Annotated in this window: 25 protein-coding genes; 10 read left to right on the top strand and 15 right to left on the bottom strand. The window is 73.1% G+C overall.

Going from position 1 to position 23,933, the window contains the following annotated elements; all coding sequences use genetic code 11:
- The first annotated feature begins 77 nt into the window (after positions 1 to 77).
- Positions 78 to 233, top strand: coding sequence for a hypothetical protein (locus tag ACIQE0_RS16110; protein WP_366338198.1), 156 nt, complete (start codon positions 78 to 80; stop codon positions 231 to 233).
- A 118-nt stretch (positions 234 to 351) separates the two neighbouring features.
- Here ACIQE0_RS16110 and ACIQE0_RS16105 read toward each other — a convergent pair whose 3' ends face one another.
- The 3 genes from ACIQE0_RS16105 to ACIQE0_RS16095 form a co-directional block, all read right to left on the bottom strand.
- Positions 352 to 957 (bottom strand): MarC family protein, encoded by a 606-nt coding sequence (locus ACIQE0_RS16105; RefSeq protein ID WP_366338196.1) that lies wholly within the window; start codon positions 955 to 957, stop codon positions 352 to 354.
- A gap of 176 nt (positions 958 to 1,133) precedes the next feature.
- Complete coding sequence (locus ACIQE0_RS16100) at positions 1,134 to 1,988, bottom strand: PHP domain-containing protein (RefSeq protein ID WP_402332425.1); 855 nt, start codon at positions 1,986 to 1,988, stop codon at positions 1,134 to 1,136.
- A gap of 188 nt (positions 1,989 to 2,176) precedes the next feature.
- Positions 2,177 to 2,815, bottom strand: a complete 639-nt coding sequence (locus tag ACIQE0_RS16095; protein WP_366338192.1) for a DUF6758 family protein — start codon at positions 2,813 to 2,815, stop codon at positions 2,177 to 2,179.
- 350 nt (positions 2,816 to 3,165) lie between these two features.
- Here ACIQE0_RS16095 and ACIQE0_RS16090 point away from each other — a divergent pair, with 350 nt between their 5' ends.
- Positions 3,166 to 4,347, top strand: coding sequence for an MFS transporter (locus ACIQE0_RS16090; RefSeq protein WP_402332777.1), 1,182 nt, complete (start codon positions 3,166 to 3,168; stop codon positions 4,345 to 4,347).
- Between the two features lie 88 nt (positions 4,348 to 4,435).
- Here ACIQE0_RS16090 and ACIQE0_RS16085 read toward each other — a convergent pair whose 3' ends face one another.
- Positions 4,436 to 5,020 carry a suppressor of fused domain protein gene (locus tag ACIQE0_RS16085; protein WP_366338190.1) on the bottom strand — a complete coding sequence of 195 codons (585 nt, stop codon included), beginning with the start codon at positions 5,018 to 5,020 and terminating at the stop codon, positions 4,436 to 4,438.
- A gap of 516 nt (positions 5,021 to 5,536) precedes the next feature.
- Between ACIQE0_RS16085 and ACIQE0_RS16080 the strand changes: the two genes are divergently transcribed.
- Together ACIQE0_RS16080 and ACIQE0_RS16075 are read left to right on the top strand one after the other, a co-directional pair.
- A complete protein-coding gene (locus ACIQE0_RS16080; RefSeq protein WP_366338188.1) occupies positions 5,537 to 6,664 on the top strand; it encodes a magnesium and cobalt transport protein CorA in 1,128 nt (375 codons plus the stop codon).
- Between the two features lie 101 nt (positions 6,665 to 6,765).
- Positions 6,766 to 7,350: a hypothetical protein gene (locus tag ACIQE0_RS16075; protein ID WP_366338186.1), complete on the top strand. Its 585-nt coding sequence runs from the start codon at positions 6,766 to 6,768 to the stop codon at positions 7,348 to 7,350.
- Positions 7,351 to 7,382: 32 nt separating this feature from the next.
- Here ACIQE0_RS16075 and ACIQE0_RS16070 read toward each other — a convergent pair whose 3' ends face one another.
- Complete coding sequence (locus ACIQE0_RS16070; RefSeq protein ID WP_366338184.1) at positions 7,383 to 8,162, bottom strand: hypothetical protein; 780 nt, start codon at positions 8,160 to 8,162, stop codon at positions 7,383 to 7,385.
- A 216-nt stretch (positions 8,163 to 8,378) separates the two neighbouring features.
- Between ACIQE0_RS16070 and ACIQE0_RS16065 the strand changes: the two genes are divergently transcribed.
- The 3 genes from ACIQE0_RS16065 (at position 8,379) to ACIQE0_RS16055 (ending at position 11,552) form a co-directional block, all read left to right on the top strand.
- Positions 8,379 to 9,686: a magnesium transporter MgtE N-terminal domain-containing protein gene (locus ACIQE0_RS16065; protein WP_402332419.1), complete on the top strand. Its 1,308-nt coding sequence runs from the start codon at positions 8,379 to 8,381 to the stop codon at positions 9,684 to 9,686.
- Positions 9,676 to 10,287, top strand: coding sequence for a DUF1003 domain-containing protein (locus tag ACIQE0_RS16060; protein WP_366338180.1), 612 nt, complete (start codon positions 9,676 to 9,678; stop codon positions 10,285 to 10,287). The genes ACIQE0_RS16065 and ACIQE0_RS16060 overlap by 11 nt, the downstream gene beginning before the upstream one ends.
- Before the next feature lie 98 nt (positions 10,288 to 10,385).
- Positions 10,386 to 11,552 carry an Mrp/NBP35 family ATP-binding protein gene (locus ACIQE0_RS16055; protein WP_366338178.1) on the top strand — a complete coding sequence of 389 codons (1,167 nt, stop codon included), beginning with the start codon at positions 10,386 to 10,388 and terminating at the stop codon, positions 11,550 to 11,552.
- Positions 11,553 to 11,697: 145 nt separating this feature from the next.
- On the opposite strand, the gene ACIQE0_RS16050 is transcribed toward ACIQE0_RS16055, so the two are convergent.
- From ACIQE0_RS16050 to sigE, 5 genes are all read right to left on the bottom strand, one after another.
- On the bottom strand, positions 11,698 to 12,345 hold the full coding sequence (locus ACIQE0_RS16050) for a hypothetical protein (protein WP_402332416.1): 648 nt from the start codon (positions 12,343 to 12,345) through the stop codon (positions 11,698 to 11,700).
- 117 nt (positions 12,346 to 12,462) lie between these two features.
- Entirely contained in the window at positions 12,463 to 12,960 is a 498-nt protein-coding gene (locus tag ACIQE0_RS16045) for a sec-independent translocase (protein WP_402332413.1), read from the bottom strand.
- A 117-nt stretch (positions 12,961 to 13,077) separates the two neighbouring features.
- Positions 13,078 to 15,327 carry a trypsin-like peptidase domain-containing protein gene (locus ACIQE0_RS16040; RefSeq protein WP_402332410.1) on the bottom strand — a complete coding sequence of 750 codons (2,250 nt, stop codon included), beginning with the start codon at positions 15,325 to 15,327 and terminating at the stop codon, positions 13,078 to 13,080.
- Between the two features lie 151 nt (positions 15,328 to 15,478).
- A complete protein-coding gene (locus ACIQE0_RS16035) occupies positions 15,479 to 16,426 on the bottom strand; it encodes an anti-sigma factor family protein (protein WP_402332407.1) in 948 nt (315 codons plus the stop codon).
- A complete protein-coding gene (gene sigE, locus ACIQE0_RS16030) occupies positions 16,423 to 17,124 on the bottom strand; it encodes an RNA polymerase sigma factor SigE (RefSeq protein ID WP_384099226.1) in 702 nt (233 codons plus the stop codon). Before sigE ends, ACIQE0_RS16035 begins: the two co-directional genes overlap by 4 nt.
- A gap of 299 nt (positions 17,125 to 17,423) precedes the next feature.
- Here sigE and ACIQE0_RS16025 point away from each other — a divergent pair, with 299 nt between their 5' ends.
- Positions 17,424 to 18,107, top strand: a complete 684-nt coding sequence (locus tag ACIQE0_RS16025; RefSeq protein ID WP_366338167.1) for an O-methyltransferase — start codon at positions 17,424 to 17,426, stop codon at positions 18,105 to 18,107.
- A 167-nt stretch (positions 18,108 to 18,274) separates the two neighbouring features.
- Here the strand turns inward: ACIQE0_RS16025 and ACIQE0_RS16020 are convergent, their stop codons facing one another.
- Positions 18,275 to 18,442 carry a DUF3117 domain-containing protein gene (locus ACIQE0_RS16020; RefSeq protein ID WP_003985072.1) on the bottom strand — a complete coding sequence of 56 codons (168 nt, stop codon included), beginning with the start codon at positions 18,440 to 18,442 and terminating at the stop codon, positions 18,275 to 18,277.
- A 323-nt stretch (positions 18,443 to 18,765) separates the two neighbouring features.
- On the opposite strand from ACIQE0_RS16020, the gene ACIQE0_RS16015 reads away from it, so the two are divergent.
- Entirely contained in the window at positions 18,766 to 19,566 is an 801-nt protein-coding gene (locus ACIQE0_RS16015; protein ID WP_402332402.1) for an enoyl-CoA hydratase/isomerase family protein, read from the top strand.
- 78 nt (positions 19,567 to 19,644) lie between these two features.
- Here the strand turns inward: ACIQE0_RS16015 and ACIQE0_RS16010 are convergent, their stop codons facing one another.
- Together ACIQE0_RS16010 and ACIQE0_RS16005 are read right to left on the bottom strand one after the other, a co-directional pair.
- Positions 19,645 to 20,250 (bottom strand): DNA-3-methyladenine glycosylase I, encoded by a 606-nt coding sequence (locus tag ACIQE0_RS16010; RefSeq protein WP_366338163.1) that lies wholly within the window; start codon positions 20,248 to 20,250, stop codon positions 19,645 to 19,647.
- Positions 20,247 to 20,744: a DivIVA domain-containing protein gene (locus ACIQE0_RS16005; protein ID WP_402332399.1), complete on the bottom strand. Its 498-nt coding sequence runs from the start codon at positions 20,742 to 20,744 to the stop codon at positions 20,247 to 20,249. The genes ACIQE0_RS16010 and ACIQE0_RS16005 overlap by 4 nt, the downstream gene beginning before the upstream one ends.
- 95 nt (positions 20,745 to 20,839) lie before the next feature.
- Here ACIQE0_RS16005 and folP point away from each other — a divergent pair, with 95 nt between their 5' ends.
- Positions 20,840 to 21,700 (top strand): dihydropteroate synthase, encoded by an 861-nt coding sequence (gene folP / locus ACIQE0_RS16000; RefSeq protein WP_402332396.1) that lies wholly within the window; start codon positions 20,840 to 20,842, stop codon positions 21,698 to 21,700.
- A gap of 203 nt (positions 21,701 to 21,903) precedes the next feature.
- On the opposite strand, the gene ACIQE0_RS15995 is transcribed toward folP, so the two are convergent.
- The gene (locus ACIQE0_RS15995) at positions 21,904 to 22,656 is read right to left on the bottom strand and encodes a TIGR00730 family Rossman fold protein (RefSeq protein WP_366338157.1); all 753 of its coding nucleotides are present in this window, start codon (positions 22,654 to 22,656) and stop codon (positions 21,904 to 21,906) included.
- A 142-nt stretch (positions 22,657 to 22,798) separates the two neighbouring features.
- Complete coding sequence (gene dapE, locus ACIQE0_RS15990) at positions 22,799 to 23,911, bottom strand: succinyl-diaminopimelate desuccinylase (RefSeq protein WP_402332393.1); 1,113 nt, start codon at positions 23,909 to 23,911, stop codon at positions 22,799 to 22,801.
- Positions 23,912 to 23,933 lie beyond the last annotated feature (22 nt).

Genomic DNA, 23,933 nt, shown 5'->3' with positions numbered 1-23,933 from the left:
GGAACGCCCGACGAGGAAGCCGGGCGGTTCCGCCGAAGAGTTCTCCACAGGAGGATCAGACGAAGGGAGAAGCCCGTATGCGCTTCGAGATCATGCGCCTGGACGATGCCGACGGCGCCGCCGTGGACAGCACCGTCGTGGACGCCGCCTCCGTCAACAAGATCGTGCAGCAGGCCGCCGCCATAGGGCAGCGCATCTACATCCGCCCGGCCGAGGCCACTGCCGCCCACTGATCGCCGACCGCTGACCGCGCCCCGCAACGACGACGTACGACGACGCGCCACCGACGACGAGACGCAAAGCCCCCGCACGGACACGCCGTGCGGGGGCTTCGTCGTCACCGGGGCCCACTCAGGTCCCCTGGACCACCTGCGTCACACCGTTGATGATCTGCTGCACGGCGAGCGCGGAGAGCATCATCCCGGCCAGCCGGGTCACCAGGACCACCCCGCCGTCCTTGATCACGCGGATGATCACCAGCGAGAACCGCATCGTCACGTAGAGCACCAGGTGGATCGCCACGATCGCGGTCCAGACCGAGACCTGAGCGGCGACGCCGTGCGCGTGCTGCACCGCGAGGATCACCGAGACGATCGCGCCCGGACCGGCCAGCAGCGGCATGCCCAGCGGCACCAGCGCCACGTTGACGTCCTTGGTCTGGGTCGGCTCCTCGGACTTGCCGGTCAGCAGGTTCAGCGCGACCAGCAGGAGCAGCAGCCCGCCGGCGATCATCAGCGCGGGCGTGGAGATATGCAGCCGCCCCAGGATCTGCTTCCCGAAGAGGCCGAAGACGGCGATCACGCAGAACGCGACGATGGCGGCCTGCCAGGCCATCTTGCGCTGGACCTTGGCGGGGCGGCCGGCGGTCAGGGCGAGGAAGATCGGGGTGATACCCGGGGGGTCCATGATCACAAATAGCGTGACAAAGAGCGTACTGAAGACGGCGACGTCGAACACGGTGCTGGCCTTGCGGTGGTACGGACGATCGGAAGGAGACGCACGGGACCGGGCACGGCACGGCCGATGAGCGGCCCGTGGGTGAAGGGGAAGGGGAAGGGGAACGTGCGGCGCGCGCCCGGATCAGGGCCGGGCGCGCGGTGCGGCGGCCGGCCGGACGGCCGGTGCCCGCGGGCTCAGCCGCCGGCGCCGGGTACGGGGAAGGCGCCGGTGGCCCGGCGCACGATCTCCCCGTAGATCTCCGGGTCGGTGGTGCAGTCGCCGAGGCCACAGGTCTTGCGGCTGCCGTGGTAGTCGCTGGAGCCGGTGGTCAGCAGCCCGAGGTCGGCGGCGAGTCCGCGCAGCCGGGCCCGGGTCGGGGCGTCGTGGTCCATGTGGTCGACCTCGATGCCGTCCAGACCGGCCGCGGCCAGCTCGGCGATGGCGCTCTCCGGTACGCAGGCGCCGCGCTTGACGGCGAGCGGGTGCGCGAAGACCGCGATCCCGCCGGCGGCCTTGATCAGCCGGAGCGCGTCGAACGGGTCGAGCTCGTGCTTCTCGACGTACGCCCGGCCGTCGTTGGCCAGCCACTCGGAGGTGAAGGCGTCGGAGACCGAGCCGACCACGCCCAGGTCGACCAGGGCGGTGGCCACGTGCGGCCGGCCCACGGCGCCGTCGCCGGCGATCCGCGCCACCTGCTCCCAGGTGATCGGGACGCCCAGTTCGCGCAGCTTGCCGACCATGGCCCGGGCGCGCGGCACCCGGTCGTCGCGGACCAGCTCCCGCTCGCGGGCGAGTTCCGGCTCCTCGGGATCGAAGAGGTAGGCCAGCATGTGCAGGCTGGTCCCGTCGAGCCGGCAGGACAGCTCGGCGCCGGTGACCAGCGTCAGCCCCTCGGGCAGCGCGGCACGCGCCTCGGCGTGGCCGGCGACGGTGTCGTGGTCGGTCAGCGCGACCACGTCCAGGCCCGCAGCCGCGGCGTTGCGCACCAGCTCGGCGGGGGTGTCCGTGCCGTCGGAGGCCGTGGAGTGGGTGTGCAGATCGATACGCACGGCACGGTCTCCAGACTGCTGCGGGACGGATACGGCGGCGGCCCCGGAACGGGCACCGCACCGCGGGGTCCTGTAAGGACTACAGGGCATTACCACGGACTACAGAACAGAAGGATACCGGTCGGCCAGGCATGCCCTCGTCAGCCCGGCGCTCCCCGGACCGAAGATCCGCAGCCGTGGCAGCTTCCTCAGCTCAGAATCCTCGGCGACAGCGCCCCGCAGGGCAGCAGATCCACCTCGGCGCCAGCCTCCCGCAGGTCCGTCAGCACCAGCTCGTCGTACATCAGCAGTCCAGACTGCTCGGGCCAGGCGATGGCCCACAGCCACAGCCCCCGGGCCTCGCCCGCGAAGACCGCGCGGTCCGCCGGGGCGCCATGAACCTGCCACATCGGGGTCGGACGGCCGGCGGCGAGCACTTTGGCGTGCGGGGACCTGTCGACGTGCATATGGGGGCCGGGGTCGGGGCCGTCGATACCGGCGTAGCGAGAGCCGAGGCCGACGCCCAGTTCCTCGGCGATCAGCAGGAGTTCACCGGGCCCGCCGAGCGGACCGGGTCCGGAGCAGGCCACCGCGGTCGCCCGGCCGCCGCCGCGGTCGTCGCCGGCGCAGGCCACGCCGGTGAACAACCAGCCGACCGGCAGCGGCCAGGGCATCCACACGGGCACCTGCGCGCGGTGCACGACAACGCCGAGCGCCTCGACGCTCGGCGGGACGACCGGCTGGAGCGGGTGCACGGCACCATGGGCGGCGCACTGCCAGGTATCGGAAAAGAGACCGGGCGCCCTTACCCGGCCTCCGCACTTCGGGCAACTGGGTTCGCCCCTCATAAGGACCAACGGTCCTCCTGGGCCGCCGTCCCGTCAAGGACGATCACCCGACCGGTGTGCCTCTAATCACGTACCAGACCGCACACTTGGCCGGATTTCGCGCCCCGCACTTCCCACCGAAAAACTGGTTGTAACTTGCACTCTTTAGCTCGGCTAACTTATTGTGTGTAAACGTCAACGATTTTCGGAGCGCGTACAACAGGAAGGGGAACCCCGGCATGCACCACAGCGGCCACGGCGGTGGCACCCATGACGATCCCTTGGCCGATCCCCCGGGGGCCTCGCGCGGCGATTCCCCTCGCGGCGACGGCGGGCGACCGGCGGGCGGCACCTCGCTCCTCCGCCAGCCCATGGCGGTCTGGGCCACCGCGGGCGCCTCGGTCGTCGCCTTCATGGGCATCGGACTGGTCGACCCGATCCTCCCCTCCATCGCCAAGGGGCTGAACGCGTCCAACAGCCAGGTCTCCCTCCTGTTCACCTCCTACTTCCTGATCACCGCCGTGGCGATGCTGGTCACCGGCTTCGTCTCCAGCCGCATCGGCGGCCGCAAGACGCTGCTGGTCGGGCTGGCCCTGGTGGTGGTCTTCGCCGCACTGTCCGGCACCTCGTCGTCGGTCGGTGAGCTGGTGGGCTTCCGCGCCGGCTGGGGGCTGGGCAACGCCCTCTTCGTCTCCACGTCGTTGGCGGTGATCGTGGGGGCCGCGGCCGGAGGCAGCGCGGCGGCGATCCTGCTCTACGAATCCGCGCTCGGGCTCGGCATGGCCTGCGGCCCGCTGCTGGGCGCGGTGCTCGGCGACATGAAGTGGCGCTACCCCTTCTTCGGCACCGCGGTCCTGATGGCCATCGGGTTCATCGCCATCACCGTCTTCCTCAAGGAGCAGCCCCGGCCGGCCCGCAGGACCGCGCTGCTGGACCCGGTCCGGGCGCTGGGCCACGGCGGGTTGGCCTCGGCGGCCGTCGCCGCGTTCTTCTACAACTACGCGTTCTTCACGGTGCTGGCGTTCACCCCGTTCGTGCTGAACATGTCGCCGTACGCGTCGGGCGGGGTGTTCTTCGCCTGGGGCGTGCTGCTCGCACTGTTCTCGGTGATCCTGGCGCCCCGGCTCCAACGGCGCTTCGGCTCGCTGCGGGTGCTGGGCGGCTCACTGCTGCTGCTCGCCGCCGACCTGGTCGTCCTGGGCTACGGCGACCACACCACCGCGGTGGTCTGCACCGTCCTCTCCGGCGCCTTCATCGGCCTGAACAACACCGTCTTCACCGAACTGGCGCTGGGCGTCTCGGACGCCCCGCGGCCGGTGGCCAGCGCCGGCTACAACTTCGTCCGGTGGTTCGCGGCGGCGGCCGCGCCGTTCCTCGCCCCGAAGATCGCGGAGTGGACCGACCTCCACATCCCGTTCGTGATCGCGGCGCTGGCCGCGGCGATCGGCGCCGGCATCGTCGCGATCCGCCGCCGGGCGCTGACGCTACGGGCCGAGGAGCTCGAACCCCGGCACGCGACCGAGGACGGGGTCGCGGTCTTCGAGGACCGGTAGGCGGGGAGGCAACTGCCAGACAGCGAAAGGGAACTGACGCCCCGTCCGCGGACGGGGCGCCGGTTGCGGGCGGGGCCCGGCCTCCCCCTCAGTCCAGGGCCACGCCCGCCCGCTGCGGGTCGCGCAGATCGGTGCCCCGCTCCAGCCAGCGGGCCTGGAGCGCCTCGGCGCCGTGCACCCGCTTCCAGGCGGCCTCGTTCGGCGTCATCGGCAGCAGCGGCAGGAACCGCACCGGCTCCCGCTCCTCCCCCAGCTCCAGATCCTCGACGAGACCGCCGGCCGCCCCCACCAGAACCGAGGTGAACGGCGCCCCCGGCCACAGCGGCTCCCCCACGTCCAGCGACGCCCCGGGAGCCACGACCACGCCCTCGACCTGCGGCGACGCGGCGAGGACGGCGAGCGGCCGGAGCACCTTGTCGGTGTCCGCACGGCCGCCCCGCACGGAGATCAGGAGCTCGGCCCGGGGGCCGCGGTGCGGATCGGCGACCACCGCGGTGGGGTCGGCCATGGGCTGGGCCGACATCCCGAGCGTGGCGTAGCGGAACACGTCGCCGTCGACAAAGCGGAGCACCTCGATGCGGTCGGTACCGAGGAAGGTGATGGCGGCACGCGCGTCCGGTTCGCCCAGCGTCATGCGCAACCGGGCCTCGACCAGCTCAAGAACGTCAGACATGCGGCGAGCATAGGCGCCGGCCCCACGGCCGAGCGCACCCGCCGAGGGCGCTCGAAGAGATACCCGTCACAGCGCAGGGCAGCACTTCGTATGGAACGGGCAAAGGGAGGCTCTAGCGCTTCTGACGGCTGATAGCCTGCCGTCTGGTCAGGTAATGACGATCGTCCCCCAGCGGGGACTGGCCGGAGGAGGTGGGGCTGCGGTGGATCCGAGTCGACCGTGCAGTACCGACAGTTCTCCCGTCATCCCGCTCGCGCGACGAGCATTCTGATCCGAGAGCTTCCGTACCCAGCCGCACAGCGGCGAAACACCTGAAGTTCTTTTGCTCCGGACGCAGATGACGGAAGAGCGCCCCCGACTCTTACTTCCGTGATGTCAGCGAACTGCCGTCGGTAGCCCCGCACCGAGCGCCGCCCGCTTTGTGGACGTATGGCCTTCTCTCGCCTCGTACGTCCTCGTTCCGGGCCGCGTTGCGCCTGCGCCCGCCGCTGACGGCCGGCCCCGAAGGAGCCTGCCATGTCGATGATCCGCGACCTGCGCGCCGCCGTCCGTCCCGCCCGCCGCCGGGACGACTCCGGCTACCGCGCCGCCCCCGCCGCCGCGGCCTGCCCCAACAGCGCCGTCGTCGACTGCGGCATCTACCGCGACGGGCAGCGCGTGGCCGGGAACCTCACCCCGGCCGAGGCGATCGCCGGCGTCCGGGACGAGGGCGGCTTCGTCTGGATCGGTCTGCACGAACCCACCGAGGCCGAATTCGCCGGTATTGCCCGGGAGTTCGGGCTGCACCCGCTGGCCGTGGAGGACGCCGTCCACGCCCACCAGCGGCCCAAGCTGGAGCGCTACGACGACACCCTGTTCACCGTCTTCAAGACCGTGCACTACGTCGAGCACGCCGAACTGACCTCGACCAGCGAGGTGGTGGAGACCGGCGAGGTGATGTGCTTCACCGGCCCGAACTTCATCGTCACCGTCCGGCACGGCGGCCAGGGCTCGCTGCGTGCGCTGCGGCACCGCCTCCAGGAGGACCCCGAGCGCCTGGCCAAGGGCCCGTCCGCGGTGCTGCACGCCATCGCCGACCAGGTCGTCGACGGCTACATGGCGGTGGCCGGCGCGGTGCAGGACGACATCGACGAGGTGGAGATCGACGTCTTCAGCTCCGGCAGCACCGGCAGGGGCGCCGGCGGCAAGGGGGCCGCGAAGGGCGGCGACGCCGGGCGGATCTACCAACTCAAGCGCGAGGTACTGGAGTTCAAGCGCGCGGTGTCCCCGCTGCTGCGGCCGATGCAGCTGCTGAGCGAGCGGCCGATGCGGCTGGTGGACAGCGACATCCAGAAGTACTTCCGGGACGTCGCCGACCACCTGGCGCGGGTCAACGAGCAGGTGCTGTCCTTCGACGACCTGCTGAACTCCATCCTCCAGGCCAACCTCGCGCAGGCCGCCGTGGCGCAGAACGAGGACATGCGCAAGATCACCGCCTGGGCGGCGATCTTCGCCGTGCCGACGATGATCGCCGGCATCTACGGCATGAACTTCACGTACATGCCGGAGCTGAAGTGGAAGTACGGCTACCCGACGGTGCTGCTGGTCACGGTCGCCATCTGCCTGGGCATCCACCGCGGGTTCAAGCGCAACGGCTGGCTGTAGCGCCGGCGAGCGGCCCACCCGCCGGGGACGTACGACCCGGCGGCCTCACGCCGTCCGGGCATCCCGGGACCCCGGCCTCCGGGCCGATTAGGCTGAGGTCCATGACGGAGACGGTGGCACAGACCCTGCTGGACCAGGCCCTCATCGAAGAGGCCACGAAGAAGTCCGGCCTGGTCTGGGTGCGCGGGACGACGGGCCCGGCGCGGGCACTGTGGCACGTCTGGCATGACGGGGCGGTCTGCCTGGTGGGGGCGTCGGCCGCCGAGGACCGCCGGCGCGGCGGCGCGGCGGAGCAGCCGCTGGCCGATCTGGGGCTCACCGACGGCGGCACCGCGACGGTCACCGTGCGCAGCAAGGACAAGGGCGGCCGGCTGGTCGCCTGGCCGGCCGCGGTCCGCGAACTGGCGCCCGGCAGCGAGGAGTGGCGGGCCACCGTCGAGGAGTTGAAGGGCAAGCGGCTCAACGCACCGGACGCCGACACCCTCGTCGAGCGCTGGGCCCGGGAGTGCCGGGTGCTGCGGCTCGCCCCGGCCGGCGAGGCGGTGCAGCGCCCCGGCCGGATGCCGGAGGGTTCGCACGCCGAGCCGCCGCTGGCCTCCCCCGCAACCACCCGCCGGCCGGTCCCCGCCGCGCTGCCGAAGCTGCTGCGCCGGGCCGCGAAGGCCGGCCGGGGCCGCAAGGGCTGACCGGGGCCGCAGGCTCTGGCCGGCCGCGGCCGTCAGCCGGCGCCCGGGAGCTGCCTGCCGTAGTCGACGACCTGGTCCTGGTCGGGGGCCTTGAGGTCCACGCCCTTGCCCCAGTCGGCAAGCTTCAACTCGCCCGCGCCGCCGGCGCGCTGGAGCCGCACCGGATAGGGGGTGCCCTCCAGGGAGACGTCGAGGGTGCCGCCGGTGCCGGCACCGGCGGCCACCTGGACGGTGCGGACCCCGTCCACCTTCCCGCGGTTGCCGGCCGTCAGCTGACCGTGCAGACCGAGCAGCCCGGTGAGCAGGGTGTCCTTGTCGGTGAAGCCGCTGAAGCGCTGGTAGACCGGGTCGTCGGCGGGCACCTTGACGTACTTGTCGCCGAGCTTGGCGGCGCTGCCGCCGGGGCCGACGCCCGCGCCGGCCTTCTCCCCGGCCCAGAAGGACGCGTCGGCCTTCAGATAGAGCGCGCCGCCGACCCGCAGCACCTGGAAGGAGGCGGCCTTGGTGGTCACCTCGCCCCGGGCGCCGTCCTTGGCCAGGCGCATGTCCAGCGTGTAGGTGCTGCCCTGGCTGACGACCTTTCCGGAGAGCCGGACGGTGCCGGCCGCCGTGGCGGCGGCCTTCGCCTTGGCCGCGATCTGCGGGGCGGGCAGCTTGCCGACCCCGTTGGTGCCGGCGTCCGGATCGTCCGCGGCGCAGCCCGCCACCGTCGCGGCCAGCGCCGCGCACACCGCCGCCACCTGTGCCGCCCGCCCGATGCGTCGCGTTCCGGCCGGCGGTCGGCGGGTGGTGTCCGGGGGGATGGCGCTCACGTCGGTTCTGCCTCCTGATACGGGTGACCTCGACAGCTCACGGCAGCGTACCCGGGGGCCGGTGGCCCGTCGGCCCGCTACCGGGCGGCCACCATACGGCCGTTCCCACCGGGGCGCGGCCCACCCCGACGGGTTAGCCTGAACCCGAACCAATGCTTTGTTTTCTGATCAACAATGGAGCAATCCGGACGGAAAGGGAGAAGGGCGGCGCTTTTCATGGCGGTGGTCACTCCCCGGATCTTCGTCTCCCACCTCTCCGGTGTGGCCGTGTTCGACCCCAACGGCGACCAGGTCGGGCGCCTGCGGGACCTGGTCTCGCTGCTCCGGGTCGGCGACCGCCCGCCGCGGCTGCTGGGGCTGGTCGTCGAGGTGGTCAGCCGCCGCCGGATCTTCGTGCCGATGACGCGGGTGACCGGCGTGGAGTCCGGCCAGATCGTCACCACCGGCGTGGTCAACATGCGGCGCTTCGAGCAGCGGGCCTCCGAGACGCTGGTCTTCGGCGAACTGCTGGACCGGCGGGTGCGGTTGGTCGAGACCGGCGAGGAGGTCACCGTGCTCGACATCGGCATCACCCAGCTCCCGGCCCGCCGCGACTGGGAGATCGACAAGGTCTTCGTCCGGCGGGGCAAGGGCGGGCCGCTGCGCCGCCGGGGAGAGGTGCTGACGGTCGAGTGGTCGGCGGTGACCGGCTTCTCTCTCGAGGAGCACGGGCAGGGCGCGGAGAGCCTGCTGGCCACCTTCGAGCAGCTGCGCCCGGCCGATCTGGCCGGCGTCCTGCACCACCTCTCCCCCAAGCGCCGCGGCGAGGTCGCCGCGGCGCTCGACGACGACCGGCTGGCCGACGTCCTGGAGGAGCTGCCCGAGGTCGACCAGGTCGAGATCATCGGCAAGCTGAAGGACGAGCGGGCCGCCGACGTCCTGGAGGCGATGGACCCGGACGACGCCGCCGACCTGCTCTCCGAGCTGCCCGAGGAGGAGAAGGAGCGGCTGCTGACCCTGATGCGCCCGGAGGAGGCCGCGGACGTCCGGCGGCTGATGTCCTACGAGGAGCGCACCGCGGGCGGCCTGATGACCACCGAGCCGATCGTGCTGCGCCCGGACGCCAGCGTCGCGGACGCGCTGGCCCGGGTGCGCGATCCGGACCTCTCCCCCGCGCTCGCCGCCCAGGTGTACGTCTGCCGGCCGCCGGACGAGACGCCGACCGGCAGGTACCTGGGCCTGGTGCACTTCCAACGGCTTCTGCGGGACCCGCCGTTCACCCTCATCAGCTTCATCGTGGACACCGATCTGCCGGCCCTGCGGCCGGACACCCCGCTGCCCGAGGTGACCAGCTACCTGGCCGCTTACAACATGGTCGCGGCGCCGGTGGTGGACGAGAGCGGGGCGCTGCTGGGTGCGGTCACCGTCGACGACGTGCTGGACCATCTGCTTCCCGACGACTGGCGGGAGGCCGGGCTGCACGGCCGCCGGCCGGCCCACGGCGGCAGCGCCCGCCCGCACGGAACGGCCGCCGATGGGCGCTGAGGACCGGGAGGACGCCAGGGAGCGGCGGGCGCACGGCGCCTCGGCGGTGCGCCGGGGCGGCGCCGGGGAGCGGCACCGGGGGGCGGAGCCCCGGCCGCGGGTGCGGCTGGACCAACCGCGGGTGCCGCGCCGCACCTTCTTCCCCGAGTACGACCCGGAGGCGTTCGGGCGGCTCTCCGAGAAGATCGCCCGCTTCCTGGGGACCGGCCGCTTCATCGTCTGGATGACGGTCACCATCATCCTGTGGATCAGCTGGAACGTCACCGTGCCCGGCTCTCTGCGGTTCGACAACTACCCGTTCATCTTCCTGACCCTGGCGCTCTCGCTCCAGGCGTCCTACGCGGCGCCGCTGATCCTGCTGGCGCAGAACCGCCAGGACAACCGCGACCGGATCACCCACGAACAGGACCGCAAGCAGAACGAGCGCTCCATCGCCGACACCGAGTACCTGACCCGGGAGATCGCGGCGCTGCGGATGGGCCTGGGCGAGGTCGCCACCCGCGACTGGATCCGTTCCGAACTCGAAGATCTACTACGGGAGCTGGAGCTGCAGCGGACGCCCGACGGCGCATACCCCGAGCGTGACGGACGCGACCGCTGAGGGCCTTTCCGGAGGCGCCCTCAGCCGCCGTACCGCCCGCCCGTCGCCCGACCACCGCCCCTTGGGGGCGCGCTTCGCGCGGCCGTACTATCTGTTGCATGGCAACAGACACGCCCCAGCCCCACGGCTCCGTACCGAGCGAGGACGCGATCCGCGAAGCGCTCGCGACGGTCAACGACCCCGAGATCCACCGCCCCATCACCGAACTGGGGATGGTCAAATCGGTGGACGTCGCCGCGGACGGCTCGGTGGCGGTCGTGGTCTACCTCACCGTCTCCGGCTGCCCGATGCGCGAGACGATCATCAGCAGCGTCCGCGAGGCCGTCGAGCGGGTCCCCGGTGTCACCCGTGCCGGGGTCGAGCTCGAAGTGATGAGCGACGAGCAGCGGCGGGAGCTGACGACGGCGCTGCGCGGCGGCACCGCCGAGCGGGAGGTCCCGTTCGCCAAGCCCGGTTCGCTGACCCGGGTCTACGCCGTCGCCTCCGGCAAGGGCGGCGTCGGCAAGTCCTCGGTGACGGTCAACCTCGCGGCCGCGATGGCCGCCGACGGCCTCAAGGTCGGCGTGGTGGACGCCGACATCTACGGCCACTCGGTGCCCCGGATGCTCGGTGCGGACGGCCGTCCCACCCAGGTCGAGAACATGATCATGCCCCCGTCGGCGAACGGCGTGAAGGTCATCTCGATCGGCATGTTCACCCCGGGCAACGCCCCGGTCGTCTGGCGCGGCCCGATGCTGCACCGCGCCCTCCAGCAGTTCCTCGCCGACGTCTACTGGGGCGACCTCGACGTCCTCCTGCTGGACCTGCCCCCGGGCACCGGCGACATCGCCATCTCCGTGGCGCAGCTCGTCCCCAACGCCGAGATCCTGGTGGTCACCACCCCGCAGCAGGCCGCCGCCGAGGTCGCCGAGCGGGCCGGTTCGATCGCCGTGCAGACCCACCAGAAGATCGTCGGCGTGGTGGAGAACATGTCCGGGCTGCCCTGCCCGCACTGCGACGAGATGGTCGACGTGTTCGGCACCGGCGGCGGCCAGCGGGTCGCCGAGGGCCTGACGAAGACCACCGGCACGCAGGTCCCGGTGCTCGGCGCCATCCCGATCGACGTCCGGCTGCGCGAGGGCGGCGACGAGGGCAAGCCCGTGGTGCTCACCGACCCGGACTCCCCCGCCGGTGCGGCGATCCGCGCCATCGCGGACAAGCTGGGCGGCCGCCAGCGCGGCCTGGCCGGCATGTCGCTGGGGATCACCCCGCGCAACAAGTTCTGACGCGCCGGGGCCGGGCCCCGACCGCATACGACGCCGAAAAGGGGCGGATCCATGAGGGTCCGCCCCTTTCGTCTGCCCTTGCCCACGGCGCGTGCGCCGCCCAATGGGGCGCGCGACGACTCACGCGCGCCCCCACATCGGGCGCTCAGCCTGCGTAGGCGGTCAGATCCTTGATCACCGAGAAGCCGAGGCCGTACGCGCTCATACCGCGCCCGTAGGCGCCGAGGTGCACCGCGTCCCGGCCGTCCTGGCCGGACGTCCCGGCGAGCACCCAGCCGTACTCGGACTCCCGGTAGCAGAACGGCGTCGGCACCCCGTCCACCGGGAGCATCAGCTCGTTCCAGGCGTCGCCACCGAGGTCGTCGGCCAGCTCCCAGGCGAGCATCGTCTGCTGGTCGAGCCAGTCCTGGCGCAGCGAGCGGTCCATCTGCGTCGGCCAGGTGTGGGCGAGCAGGCCGGCCCCGGCGAGCCAGGCCGCCGTCGAGATCGAGGTGGCGTCCAGGACCCCGGTGCCGTCCGCACTGCGCCGCACCGGCCGGCTGGCGACCGTCACCACCACCGCGAACCGCTCGGCCTCCTGGCTCTCCACCTTTATGCTGGGCTCCGCGCCATGGCCGGTCGCACCGTGCTCGACGGTCCCGCCCGCGGCCGTGCCGACCTGCATCAGCCAGCGCGGCCCGGTGAACGCCTCATCGAGGCCGTACCACGGGAACGCGGCCAGCAGATAGCCGTCGACCTTCCGGCCGGTATCGGCCGACACCTCATGGGTGACTGTCCGACTCGTCGTCTCCATCTGCGCGGAGCCTCCTCGTTGCCCTGCGTCGTGGGCGGCCCGCCCCCCTCAGGCGACCTCACCCCGGACACCGGGAGCATAGCCAGTGGGGTCAACACAGCCGGGCATACGAGATTCTCAGGTCGCGTCGTAGTCGAACGGCGGCGGCTCGCGGCGGGACGGGTCGGAGCTCTTGGTGAACATGTCCGGGCGCCCGTCGGACGCGGCCGGCGCCTCGTTGGAGAGGTTCACCGCGGAACCGCCGGCGGCCGCGGCGGAGGCGGCCGCGGAACGGGGCGCGGTGGACTCCCGGACCGCGTCGGTGACGTCGGCCATCTCCTTCTTCAGGTCGAACCCTTCGCGCAGCTCGGTGAGCTCCCGCAGGCCGTACTCGTCCTTCTCCAGGACGTGCTTGCGGACGAAGTTCTTCGGCTTGAGGTCCTCGAACTCGAAGTCCTGGAACTCCGGGCCGAGCTCGTCGCGGATGTCCTGCTTGGCATTGTCGGAGAACGCCCGGACCTTCCGGATGAAACCGGTGACGTCCTGGATGACCTTGGGCAGTTTGTCCGGCCCGAACAGCAGCACCGCGAGGACCACGATCGCAATCAGCTCTAGGGGTCCTATATCGAAGAACACCTTGGCAGCTCCTTGGGGTATCCGCGGCCTTCGAGGGCCTTTGGACCAGGCCACCTTTTACGGTACCTGGCCCCGGGCGGCGGACGGGAGTCGCCCGCCCCAACACCGTGCAAACGATCAGCCCTGCCGGGAGGAACCCAGTGTCAGCCGGACGGGCCGCTCCCCGCCGCCCCGCTGGACCGTCAGCGTGAGCACGTCGCCCGGCCGGTGGCTGCGGACCTTGATGATCAACTCCTCACCGCTGTGCACCGCCACCCCGTCCACCTTGGCGATCACATCGCCCGGCCGGAGACCGGCCTTGGCTCCGGGGCCGCCGGGGAGGACCGGCGACGGCCCGCCCTTGCCGCCCGCGCCGATCCGGGCGCCGTCGCCGGCGTACTCCATCTCCAGCGTGACCCCGAGCACCGGGTGGGTGGCCTTCCCGGTGTTGATCAGCTCCTCGGCCACCCGCTTGGCCTGGTTGATCGGTATGGCGAAGCCCAGGCCGATGCTGCCGCCCTGGCCGCCGCCGTCCAGCCCGCCGCTGCTGCTGCCGCCGCTGTCGGCCGCCCGGATCGCGCTGTTGATCCCGATCACCCGGGCCTTGGCGTCCACCAGCGGACCGCCCGAATTCCCCGGGTTGATGGGGGCGTCGGTCTGCAGCGCGTCGACGTACGACACATCGCTGCCGTCGCTCTTCTTGCCGCCCGCGGTGATCGGCCGCTGCTTGGCGCTGATGATCCCGGACGTCACGGTGTTGGCGAGGTCGTAGGGCGCGCCGATGGCCACCACCGGGTCGCCGACCTGGGCCGTGTCGGAGTCGCCGAGGGTGAGCGGGTGCAGCCCGGTGACGCCCTCGACCTGCACCACCGCGAGGTCGTAGCCGCCGTCCTGCCCGATGACCTTCGCCCGTGCGGTCTGCCCGCCGCTGAACGTCACCGATATCTCACCGCCGGTCCCGGCCGGTTCGACGACGTGGTTGTTGGTGAGGATGTGCCCCTCGCGGTCGAGCACGAAGCCGGTGCCGGTGCCCTGTTCGGCGTTGCCGCGGACGTGCAGGGTGACCACGCCGGGCAGCGCCGCCCTGGCGATCCCGGCGACGCTCCCCGGGCTGCGGCCGCCCTCGCCGCCCGCCACCTGCGGCAGCTGGATGTCGTTGATGCCGCCGTACCGCTCGATGTACGCACCGGCGACCCCGCCGAGGCCGCCCGCGAGCAGCGCCACCACCGCGGCGCCGGCCGCCAGCGCGGCCCGCCGGCGGCGCCGCGGGCCCGGGGCGGCCGGTCCCGCCACCGGGCCACCGGGGCGCGGCGCGCTCCAGGGGTCGTAGTGCTGCCAGGCGCCGGGGGCGGCCGGGGGTGCGGGGCGGGGGCCGCCGTCGCCGGGGTGCGGGACGAAACCGCCGGTGGCGGGCTCGGCGGCGGCCGGCCGCGGACCGGTGGCGTCCGGCCCGGGGGCGAACCCCGGCTCCGGCGCCACGGGCCCTGCCGCGGGCCGGTGTTCGGCGTCGTGCGGGACGGCGGGGACCTGCGCCGTCGCCCCGGGCGCCGCGGCGCCGTGGGCCGGCGGGAGCGCGGTGCCGTGGGCGGGCGTCGCCGTCGGCCGCTGGACGAGCGGGGCGGGCGCCCACGGGCCGGGGCCGCCGTACGGGGGCGTGCCGTAGGGGTCCTCGGGGTGCAGCGGCCGCTGCCGGGGCGCGTCGTCGCCGGCCGGGGCGGCGGACGCGGTGTCCGTCGCCGGGCCGGAACCGGCCGCGGGCTCGGTGCGCGGATCGGGCCGGGAGCCGCCGGCGGTGGGCGCGGGGCCCGGCGCGGGCTGCCGCTGCGCGGCGGCGCCGGCGGGCGCCGCGCCGAGCAGCATGGTCGCGGCGGGACGCTCGGCGGCGGCCGGCGCGTCCTCGTCCGGACGGGCCGCGGCGGCGCTCGGCGCCTGCTCCGGCACGGCCGCGGCGGCCGGCGTCGCACCCGCCGGCCCGGAGGCCGGTACGGACGCCACGGAAGCCGGCCGGGAGATCTCCGCCGAGGCGGCGGTCAACTCACCGGCCCCTCCTGCCACTTGGGCAGCCTGGCCTGCGTGGGCGTCACGAGGGTCCTGGGGTGCGCCGGCGGGCGGAACCGCGGCGGGCGCGGGTGCGAGCGGAACCTCGGCGTCCGCGGGCGCGGGGGCGGGCGGAGCCGCAGCGTCCGCAGGCGCGGGTACGGGCGGAACCGCAGCCTCCGCGGGCGCGGGCTGCGGCGGGCGGACGATCCAGTCGCCTGACGCGTCCTCACCGGAGGCACCGGCCGCCGGCCCCCCGGACTCGGCCCCGGCGGGCCGGCCCGGCCCGGGAGCCCGCTCCGGGCGGCTCCACCACTTCAGCTTGGGCCCGGCAGCCTTCGCGTCGTCCATGCTCTCCCCAACAATTCGCCCGCGCCCCAGCGCGGACCACCGCCACCTGCGGCCTGTCCGGCGACAGACCCGTGCGGTACGCGCCCCGAACAGAGGCGCGCCGCCCGAGAAGGGATTCAACCAGTTCCGGGCGGGGACGCGCAGGGGCCGGTCAGTGCGGTCCGGCTGCCGTCTGGCCGGTGGGGGCCGGGGAGCCGAGCAGGGGCCGCATCGGCTCCAGGGGCGGCAGCGGGGGCGGGGCCTGGCGCACCGGGGCGTCGGCCCCCAGGGACAGCGGAGCGAAGCGGTACTCCACCGACGGGCCGGTGGCGGCTATCAGGGGCGAGAGGCCGAAGCGGCCCGGCAGCGGGCTGAACGCCGGTACCGCGTCCGACGGCCGGCCCTCACCCGGCGCGAACAGGGACATCGGGCTCGGCGCGGGGGCACCGGTCGGATCGCTGACGGAGGGCCAGGAACCGGGCCGGGGCTCACGCGTGACCACCGGCCCCTCGCCGCCGGTGAGCGGCACGGAACCGGCCGCGGGGCGGGCGTTGAGCGGGGTGACGGCGGTGCCGCTGCCCTCGGCGCGTGGGCCCGGGGTCTCGACGGCCGCCTCCAACGGGAGGGCACCGCCCAGCGCGAACGCCGCCAGCGAGACCGCGCCGGCCGCCGCGAACGCGAGCCGGCGCCGCTGCGACGTGCCGCGCTCCGGCTCGTGCACCCGGAAGCCGCGCGCACGGGACGGGGCGGCGACGGCCGCCACGGCGGGGCCGAGATGGCCCTCCGTCGGGACGTAGCCGAACGCCCCGTCGCCGTGGGGGGCGAACTCGCCCCGGCCGAAGGGGCCGTTGCCGAGCCGGCTGCCGGGGCCGTCCGGGTCGCCGCCGGGCAACTGCTGAAGGCGCGCCAGCAGTCCCTCGGAGGGCCCAGGGGACATCGCCTGCGCGAACACGCTTTTCAACCGACGCTGCGCGTCGGCCTCCGCCTTGCACTTCGCGCACGTGGCGAGGTGCGCCAGCACCCGTTCTCGTGCGTCATGCCCCAGTTCACCGTCGACCAGGGCTGCGAGGCGGTCGCCGAGATGCTGCTCGGCGGGGGACGGACCGCCACTGCCGCTCACGCGATTCCGACCTCCCTACTGGGCACCACGGCCAGCGACCGCCGCTCGGCACGCTGCTCCGCCCGCTCCTCCGCACGCGCCTGAGGCGACCGGTGCTGGAGCGCCTTGCGCAAGTGGGAGCGGCCCCGGTGGATCCGGCTGCGGACCGTACCGAGCTTGACGCCGAGCGTCGCGGCGATCTCCTCGTACGACAGGCCCTCGATGTCGCAGAGCACCACGGCGGCCCGGAACTCCGGCGCGAGGGTGTCCAGCGCGTGCTGCACGTCCGCGTCGAAGTGGGTGTCGTCGAACTGCTGCTGCGGCGCGGGCTCACGACTGGGGAGCTTCTCGGCGGCGTCGTCACCGAGCGCGTCGAAGCGGATGCGCTGCCGGCGGCGGACCATGTCCAGGAAGAGGTTGGTCGTGATGCGGTGCAGCCAGCCCTCGAAGGTGCCGGGGGTGTACGACGACAGCGAGCGGAAGACGCGGACGAACACCTCCTGCGTGAGGTCCTCGGCGTCGTGCTGATTGCCGCTGAGGCGGTAGGCGAGGCGGTAGACCCGGGCACTGTGGGTGCTGACGATCTCCTCCCACGAGGGCGGAGACCACGCCTGCGCGTCCGCGTCGTCGGCGAAGGTCGCGGTGGGCGCGTCGGCGATGGGGGCCCCTCCCCTGGCCTTGGGGCCGAGAGGGCGGAAACGGTCAGCGGTGTTGGTCACGGATTTCGGCCCGGCGAACGACCGTCGCAAGCGCCTGCGCACCCTTCGGTCACCCGCCGCAGCCGCACCTCCCCTGGTGGCTCTGGTGGTGTCCAGTAGAGCCCCTACCATATCCACCTCGCCCGTTAGCTCCGGATAAGCAGTTTTGACCAGCATTTGGTGTGGCTTCTTGTCCTGCCGCGGCTCTCGCCCGGCCTCTTGCGCGGTATCCACCGGTGCGTCCCCCCGTCCTTCCCCCTTCCCCCTCCTAACGCCCGGTCCCATCTGCGGGTTCCCGCGCACAGCGGATACAGTCACGGTTGCGTCAACTACGGGGACAGGAGAGGGCTATTACCGGCAACCGGCAGACGAGCTTGGCATTCGCCGAGGCGTACGGCGCCGGGACCCTCGACGAAGCCGCCCACGCCGCCCTGCTCTGGTGCCGCGACCTCGCCCGCGAGGTCGGTGTCCGCACCGTCACCGCCGGCACCGGCGCGGCCCTGCGGCTGCTCGCCGCGACCGCGGACGCCAAGGCGGTCGCCGAGATCGGCACCGGCACGGGAGTGTCGGGCATCTACCTCCTGCACGGCATGCGCCCGGACGGCGTGCTGACCACCGTGGACCTCGAACCGGAGCGGCAGGCCTTCGCCAAGCAGGCGTTCCGCGCCGCGGGCTTCGCCGGCAACCGCGCCCGCTTCATCCCCGGCCGGGCGCTGGACGTCCTGCCGCGCCTGGCGGACGGCGGCTACGACCTCGTCTTCTGCGACGGCGACCTCATGGAGTACCTGGAGTACCTCGCTGAATCGTTGCGCCTGCTGCGGCCCGGCGGCCTGGTCTGCTTCCAGGGCGTCTTCACCGACGGCCGGACCGTCGACTCCGCGGAGCAGCCGGACGAGGTGCTGCGGGTCCGCGAACTGCTGCGGGCCATACGGGAGAGCACCGCACTGGTGCCGGCGCTGCTGCCGGTCGGCGACGGGCTGCTCTGCGCGGTCAAGCGCGGCTAGGGCGCTTCTGACGGATCTCCGCGGCGGTCCGCCCGCGGGCCACCGGCATACGAAACGGCCCCGGCACGCGGCGCGCCGTATCGTGGCGTGCCGCGTGCCGGGGCCGGGGTGTCCGGTCTGGAGATACCGGGCTGTCCCGAAAAACCGCAGCGGTGCTACCGCTCGCGTCAGACGGTGACCTTCTCCAGGGCCTCACCCAGGGCCTTGGCCTCGTCGGGGGTCAGCTCGACGACGAGTCGACCGCCGCCTTCGAGCGGAACGCGCATGACGATGCCCCGCCCCTCCTTGGTCACCTCGAGCGGGCCGTCGCCCGTCCGCGGCTTCATGGCCGCCATGCTCGTTCCCCTTCCTGAAACCAGCTCATCTCAGCCGGCAGCCTTGATAGGCGCGTGTCACCGGCGTCGAACACATTGCTTCCAGGCCATTATCCCGCATCGAACGACCCGATGACCAACATCAGGGGGCATCCCTTTGGCAACGCGCTCCCGCAAACCCACCCAATTCGGGGAGCGAGCTGCCATACTTCGCCGTTCTCCACCACCTGGCGCACCCGCATTCTTTGACGTACGTCACATGCCGACAGTGGATGATCTCCGGCATCCTGAGCGCTGGCTGCCGCTGCCGGGCAGCACAGAGCCGCGACGGAGGGGACTCCACTATGGCCGACACCGTGCTCTACGACGTGACCGACGGACTGGCGACGGTCACTCTCAACCGCCCCGACGCGATGAACGCGCTGAACACGGAGGCGAAGGTCGCCCTCCGGGACGTCCTCCGGGAGGCCGCCGCCGACACCGCGGTGCGCGCGGTGCTGCTCACCGCCACCGGGCGCGCCTTCTGCGTGGGTCAGGACCTCAAGGAGCACATCGGGCTGCTGGCCGAGGACCGCGAGACCGGCGCGGGGCGCACCATGAACACCGTGCGGGAGCACTACAACCCCATCGTCACGGCGCTGGCCGGGATGCCCAAGCCGGTGGTGGCCGGGGTCAACGGGGTCGCCGCGGGCGCCGGTGCGGGCTTCGCGCTGGCCGCCGACTACCGCGTCGTCGCCGACACCGCCTCGTTCAACACCTCGTTCGCGGGTGTGGCACTGACCGCGGACTCCGGGATGTCCTGGACGCTGCCGCGGCTGATCGGCCACGGCCGCGCCGCCGACCTGCTGCTCTTCCCGCGCTCGGTCAGCGCCCAGGAGGCGCACGAGCTGGGCATCGCCAACAAGGTGGTGCCCGCCGGCGAGCTGGCGGCGCAGGCCGCCGCGGTGGCCCGCCGGCTGGCCGAGGGCCCGACCGCCGCCTACGCCGCGCTCAAGGAGTCGCTGGCCTACGGCGCCGGGCACTCGCTCGTCGAGGCCCTGGAGAAGGAGGACGAGCTCCAGGTCAGGGCCGGGGCCTCGGAGGACCACCAGCGCGCGGTGGAGGCGTTCGTCAAGAAGGAGAAGCCGGTCTTCGTGGGGCGCTGACCCGGGCGCGCCGCCCCCGGCGGACGGCGGCGGCGCCCCCTGACGCCCGGGGGCTCCCCGGGCGTCACCCGGGGAAGCTCAGCCGGCCGCCGCCTCCACCGCGGCGCGCGCATGGCAGTCCGCGAGATGGTCGTTGACCAGGCCGCAGGCCTGCATCAGGGCGTACGCGGTGGTGGGGCCGACGAAGCGGAAGCCGCGCTTCTTGAGGTCCTTGGCGAGCGCGGTGGACTCCGCGGTCACCGGTTGCACGTCGCCGGTGGTGCGCGGCACCGGGCGGTCGGTGCGGGTCGGGGCGTGGGACCAGATCAGGGCGTCGAGCTCGCCGGGGGCCAGCTCGGCGGCGACCTTGGCGTTGGCGAGCGTCGCGCTGATCTTGGCGCGGTTGCGGATGATGGCCGGGTCGGTGAGCAGCCGCTCGGCGTCCTCGTCGGTGAACCGGGCCACCTCGGCGATCCGGAAGCCGGCGAACGCGGCGCGGAACCCCTCGCGGCGCCGCAGGATGGTGATCCAGGACAGCCCCGACTGGAACGCCTCCAGGGTCATCCGCTCGAAGAGCGCGTCGTCGCCGTGGACCGGCAGACCCCACTCGGTGTCGTGGTAGACGCGGTAGTCCGCCATCTGCTCGGACGCCATCCCCCACGGGCAGCGCGGGATGCCGTCCGGAGCCGTCACCACTCCGCTCATTGCCGTTCCTCCCCTTCCGAGCGCTGCGTGCGCTCGTCTTCCCGCTCCGCACGACCCGGGCTCTCCGGTCCGTCGGTCTCCGCCGCGCCGTCCGGTGCCTCCTGCACCGCGGGCCGCCCGGGCTCCGCCTCCGGCCCGGACGCGGGTGGCGCGCCCTCGATCAGGCCCGGCCCGCCCATGGCCTCGGCATGGGCGCCGGCCAGCGCCGCCTCCAGCTCGGCGATCCGGGCGTCCCGCTCGGCGAGCTCGGCGCCGACGCGGTCCAGGACGTCGTCGACGTCGTCCATGCGGTAGCCGCGGACGGCCACCGGCAGCCGGACGGCCTCCACGTCGGCCCGGTCCAGCGGGCGGTCCTGGGGCAGCGGGTCGTACAGCGCCGTGGGCTCGGCGTCGCGCAGCCCGCCGCCCTCGCCGCCGGCGTCGCCCCCGCCGACGACGACGAGCGTGACCGCGGCCACCACCACGACCATCGCGATCAGCATGAACCAGAACACGACCAACTCCCCGGACTCCCAGTGCCTGCCTCGATCGTGCCATGCGGGTCTGACAGTTAGGGTCGCTCCCGGACCACGGAGAGGGAGTCAGGGACATGTTGCGGCTGGGAAATCGCGAGTTCGGGGCACATGAACCGGTGATCATGGCGATCGTCAACCGGACGCCCGATTCCTTCTACGACCAGGGCGCGACCTTCCGCGACGAACCCGCGCTGCACCGCGTGGAACAGGCGATCGCCGAGGGCGCCGCGATCATCGACATCGGCGGCGTCAAGGCCGGCCCGGGCGAGGAGGTGAGCGCCAAAGAGGAGGCCCGCCGCACGGTCGGGTTCGTGGCCGAGGTGCGCCGCCGCCATCCCGACGTGGTCATCAGCGTCGACACCTGGCGGCACGAGGTCGCCGAGGCGGTCTGCGAGGTCGGCGCGGATCTGCTCAACGACGCCTGGGGCGGGGTCGATCCGCGACTGGCCGAGGTCGCCGCGCGGTACGGCGTGGGCCTGGTGTGCACCCATGCCGGCGGCGTCGAGCCGCGCACCCGGCCGCACCGGACGGTCTACGACGACGTGATGGCCGACATCCTGCGGGTGACGCGCGAACTGGCCGAGCGGGCCGTCGCGTTGGGCGTCCGGCGGGACGGGATCCTGATCGACCCGGGGCACGACTTCGGGAAGAACACCCGGCACAGCCTGGAGGCGACCCGGCGGCTGGGCGAGATGGTGGACACCGGCTGGCCGGTGCTGGTCTCGCTGTCCAACAAGGACTTCGTCGGCGAGACGTTGGACAAGCCGGTCAAGGAGCGGGTGCTGGGCACCCTGGCGACCACCGCGGTCTCCGCCTGGCTCGGCGCCCAGGTCTACCGCGTCCACGAGGTCGCCGAGACCCGCCAGGTGCTCGACATGGTGGCCTCGATCGCCGGCCACCGGCCCCCGGCGGTGGCCCGCCGCGGACTGGCCTGAGCCCGGGCCGCGGCTTGAGGCTGGGCTGAGGGCGGCGGCGCGCCCCTTGGGCGGGGCCACTACGGGGCGTGGGAACAGATCCCGTAGGGGTTGCCGGCGCCCCCTGCGGGGCCATAACGGGTGGGGCGCGGACGATATTCCCGGGAGGCGGACATGCTCCCGGCAGACCTCCGCGTCCCCACCCGGCAGCCCCTGGACACGCCCTAGATGCCCGCCTCCTTGGTCAGCAGCGCGACCGCCTCGTCCACGTCGTCGCTGAGGTGGAACAGCTCCAGGTCGCGCGGCGACGCCTTCCCTTGCGCGGCCACCGTCTCGCGCAGCCAGGAGACCAGCCCGCCCCAGTAGTCCGAGCCGAACAGCACGATCGGGAAGCGGGTCACCTTGCGGGTCTGGACGAGGGTCAGCGCCTCGAAGAACTCGTCGAGGGTGCCGAATCCGCCGGGGAGGACGACGAACCCGCGGGCGTACTTCACAAAGCAGGTCTTCCGGACGAAGAAGTAGCGGAAGTCCACCCCGAGGTTCACATACGCGTTCATGCCCTGCTCGAAGGGCAGCTCGATGCCGAGCCCGACGGAGGTGCCGCCGGCCTCGAAGGCGCCCTTGTTGACGGCCTCCATGGACCCCGGGCCGCCACCGGTGATCACCGAGAAGCCGGCCTGGACGAGCCCGGCACCGATCCGCTCCGCGGCGTCGTACTCCGCGGAGTCGCGCGGTGTACGGGCCGAGCCGAAGACGCTGACGGCCGGACCCAGCTCGGCCAGCGCGCCGAAGCCCTCGACGAACTCCGACTGGATCCGCATCACGCGCCACGGGTCGGTGTGCACCCACTCGGAGGGGCCTTCGGAGTCCAGCAGCCGCTGGTCCGTCGTCGTACCGGTCTGCACCTGGTCGTGACGGCGCAGTACGGGGCCCAGCCGCTGCTCCTCAGGGACGGACGCTCCCTCGGGGTTGGCCATGACGTGCTCCCTCCACTGACAGCTCGATTGCTACTTCAGCGTAGATCCGCCGGTGTGACGGCGAGGGGAACTCGACAGGTCTGCGAGCGGACGGCAGCGGGACCGGCCGGCCTCCGGCGGCCCCGCCGGGCAGCCGCCTCCGTCAGACCTCCGGGCCGGCGGTCAGCCAGGCACGCAGCCGCTCCTCGCAGTGCAGGATGTGCGCGACCTCGACCCGCTCGTCCTTCTTGTGGGCGAGCAGTGGATTGCCCGGCCCGTAGTTGACGGCCGGGACGCCGAGGGCGCTGAAGCGGGAGACGTCGGTCCAGCCGAACTTCGGCCGCGCGGCGCCGCCGACGGCCGCCATGAACGCCGCGGCCGCCGGGTGGGACAGCCCCGGCAGCGCCCCCGGGGACTCGTCGTCGATGGTGAACTCGTCCACCCGGCAGTCGGCGAAGACCTCGCGGACGTGGGCCAGCGCCTCCTCGGGCGAGCGGTCGGGCGCGTAGCGGAAGTTGACGGTGACGGTGCACTCGTCCGGGATGACGTTGGTGGCCACCCCGCCCCGGATGCCGACCGCGTTGAGGCCCTCGCGGTATTCCAGGCCGTCGATGACCGGACGGCGCGGCTCGTAGGCGGCGAGCTTCGCCAGGATGGGGCCGGCGGCGTGCACGGCATTGGCGCCCATCCAGGAGCGCGCGGAGTGGGCGCGCTCCCCCCGGGTGCGCAGCAGGACCCGCAGGGTGCCCTGGCAGCCGCCCTCCACCTCGCCGTCGGTGGGCTCCAGGAGGACGGCGAAGTCGCCGGCCAGCCAGTCGGGGTGGGCCTCGGCGACCTTGCCCAGGCCGTTGAGGTGCGCGGCGACCTCCTCGTTGTCGTAGAAGACGAAGGTCAGGTCGCGGTTGGGCGCGGGGACGGTGGCCGCCACCCGGAGCTGGACGGCGACCCCGGACTTCATGTCGGAGGTGCCGCAGCCCCACAGGACGCCGCCGGAGCCGTCACCGGGCTCCAGCCGGGAGGGGACGTTGTCCGCGATCGGCACGGTGTCGAGGTGGCCGGCGAGCACCACCCGCTCGGCGCGGCCCAGCTGCGTGCGGGCGACGACGTTGTTGCCGTACCGGTCGACGGTCAGGTGCGGCAGGGCGCGCAGGGCGTCTTCCACGGCGTCGGCAAGGTCCTTCTCGGTGCCGCTGACGCTGGGGAAGTCGACGAGCTGGGCGGTCAACGCCGCGGCGTCCAGCGAGAGGTCAAGGCCGGGGTGAGTAGAGCGCTCCATGAAGCCGACCCTATCGGCACCC

It is taken from the genome of Streptomyces sp. NPDC093097 (genome assembly GCF_044754325.1).
Classification (GTDB): Bacteria; Actinomycetota; Actinomycetes; order Streptomycetales; family Streptomycetaceae; genus Streptomyces.
This window is presented reverse-complemented; position numbering and strand designations above follow the sequence as displayed.